At 59.5% G+C, this 2,890-nt stretch carries 1 protein-coding gene; it reads right to left on the reverse strand.

Annotation, left to right across the window (positions count from 1 at the left end):
* Nucleotides 1–72: 72 nt before the first annotated feature.
* A complete protein-coding gene (locus tag HUW52_RS21605; RefSeq protein ID WP_175554864.1) occupies nt 73–2,553 on the reverse strand; it encodes a TonB-dependent siderophore receptor in 2,481 nt (826 codons plus the stop codon).
* Nucleotides 2,554–2,890: the final 337 nt, after the last annotated feature.

The raw sequence follows: 2,890 nt of genomic DNA on the forward strand, positions 1-2,890 counted from the left end.
GGTATGCAAAAAAAACGGCCCACGCCCTCTTTCGAGGAGCGTGGGCCGCTTCGGTGAAGGCCCTTCAGTGCATCAGAACTTTGGGGTCCACTTCACGGAGAACATCAGGTTGCGTGGATCACCGAAGTTGTTGTTGCCGTCGAGCTGGTTGTAACCGGCCGCAATGTACTTCTTGTCGAACAGGTTGTTGGCGTTCACGGCCAGATCGACTTCCGGTGTCAGCTGGTAACCGACACGGGCGTTCCATACGGTGTAACCCGCGACATCGTAGGTCCCTTCATAGCCCAGCGTATGGCTCTGAGTGGTGAAGCCCAGACCGGTGCTGACACGATCCCACTCACCCGGCAACTGGTAGTTGGCCCACATGCGCAGCATGTGTTTTGGCGTCCAAGTGCTGAACACACGGCCTTCCCTGTCCGGGTCTTTGAGGTACTTGGTGGTGTTGTAGGTGTAACCGGCGAACAGTTGCAGGTCTTCCACTACTTCGCCGCTGATCTCGGCGTCGATACCCTGGCTGCGCACTTTGCCCGAGGCCGTCGAGCAGTACGAACCGTCGCACTCGAAGCCACCGGCAATGTCGTTGACCGCACGGTTTTCCTGGTCGTAGCGGAAGAGTGCCAAGGAGGTGTTGACCCGGCCGTCCATCAGCTCGCCCTTGAGACCGATTTCGTAGTTGCTGCCGACCACCGGTTTGAGCACGGTGCCACCGGCATCGCGGTTGGTCTGCGGCTGGAACACGTCGGTGTAACTGGCGTAAACCGCCCACTCGCGGCTCAGGTCATAGACGATACCGGCGTAAGGCGTGACTTCCCCGGTTTCGGTCGCGGTGCTTGGGTCGTTCTTGGTGATGCCGCCGAACGAGGATTGCGCCTTGGATTTGTAGCTGAAGTCGTACCAGCTGACACGGGAACCGAGCACCAGGGTCAGATCGTCGATCGGCTTGACGCGCCAGGTGCCATACAGGCCTTTCTGGCGGACGTCGTATTTACTCAGCGTGCCGCGACCACCCGAAGCGATCAGGCTGTCGTAGTTGATATCGGGACGGTCATTGTTGACGCCGAAAATCGTGTCGCTACTGTTGCTGAAGGTACGGGCGAGCTGATCGTCCGTTTCGAGCTGGGAAAAGTTACCGCCCAACATCACTTCCTGCTGCATCGACAAGGCTTCGAACTTGCCATTCAGGTTCATGTCGATACCGACTTTTGTCGAGTCGAAATCGGTCACGAAGTTGGCGTACTGCACGCCGCTGCCATCCGCTTCCAGACCGTCGCCGGCACTTTGCACGCGCTGGTTTTTCGCCTTGTTGCTTTCGGTCATGCGCACCGCACCGACCTTGAGTGCCCAGTCTTCGTTGAAGCGATGTTCGAGGTCGGCGTAAAGCGTGGTGACGTCGATGTCGGAACTGTTCCAGCGTGCACCGGTGTAGGTGGAGCGCGAGACATCCGGCATCTTGCCGTTAGCGTAACGTGGCAGGCCACGAATCATCGGACGCGAATCACCGTCGGAACGGCTGACGGCCAGACCCAGGGTGGTGTCTTCGCTCAGGTCGAAGTCCAGCGAGCCGTACAGCGACAGCGTCCGGCTCCAGTCGTGGTCAATGAACGAGTTGCTTTGGTCCTGATCGGCCACCAGGCGACCGCGGATGGTGCCGGCCTGGTTCAGCGGGCCGCCCGCGTCTACCTGCAGACCGTAATGGTCCCAGGAGCCCGCTTTGGCGGTCACGGACACAGTCGGTGCAGCCTGGCCGCGCTTGCGCACCAGGTTGATGGCGCCACCCGGGCTGCCAGTGCCTTGCAGCAATCCGGAAGCACCGCGCAGGATTTCCAGGCGATCGAAAAACACCAGATCCTGAGTGGCCCAGTTACCCAGCGAATAGGTGTTACGTGGAATCGGTACGCCGTCGTACTGCCAGTCATCGATCTGGAAACCGCGCGAGGAGATGATCAACCCCTTGCCGACGCCCTGCAGACCCACGACACCGGTGGTCTGGTTCAGCGCATCCTTGAGGTCGACCAGGTCCTGGTCGTCCATCTGCTTGCGGGTCATCACAGTAACCGACTGGGGGATTTCCTTGAGGGTGTGGGTGCCCTTGCCAATCGTCACAGCGTTGGAGGTGTAGGAGTTGCTGCCTTCGGTGGTTGCGCCGACCTGATGTGCGCTGATGTTGGTCGCGCCCAGTTCCAGGCCCTGGGTGCTGCTGCCACGCACCAGCATCAGGGTGTTGCCCTCGACGCTGTAGCGCACGTCGGTGCCCTTGAGCAATTCGGCGATGGCCGCCTGCGGGCTCATCTTGCCGCTGACGGCGTGGCTTCTGAGCCCGGCCATGTCGTCAGCGTTGTAGATCACCTGCTGGTTGGTCTGCTGACCGAACGCCTGCAGTGCTTGTGGCAACGATTGCGCCGGGATATTGATGCTGACGCTTTCAGCCATCACCTGAGCGCTCAAAGGCAATACACAGACCAGCCCCAGACCGGTCAACACGCGACGTGAACGCAGGCCGCGGGACATGACGAGTGCCTTGAACAGAGGTTTCAACTCATGAATTGCTGACATCGTGCTCTCTATTATTGGTAGAAGTGAAAGTCCATTGGGCCAAAGGGCCCGCCACGGCCAGCACACGGGAACCGCCCACTGTCGTTGGCCCCGTGGGCGACATGGCAGTGCGCGGTTGACCGGCCCCTCCCCGGGCGCGGTCATCCTGCTGGACGACGGCGAAATTTTTCTACTGAACAATCCGCTGCCTTGGCTGCCCTGCCTGACCGGATTTGCCCACATACCTTATTAAGACGCAGCACCTCCAAAAAACCGGAATGAGTTTATTTATCATTAACTCAAAAAGTTAAAAAAAAGGCCGACGCTGTTGGGCGACGGCCTTTTGTTTCTTTCTGTG

The organism is Pseudomonas sp. 43A, assembly GCF_013363935.1.
Taxonomy (GTDB): domain Bacteria; phylum Pseudomonadota; class Gammaproteobacteria; order Pseudomonadales; family Pseudomonadaceae; genus Aquipseudomonas; species Aquipseudomonas crudilactis.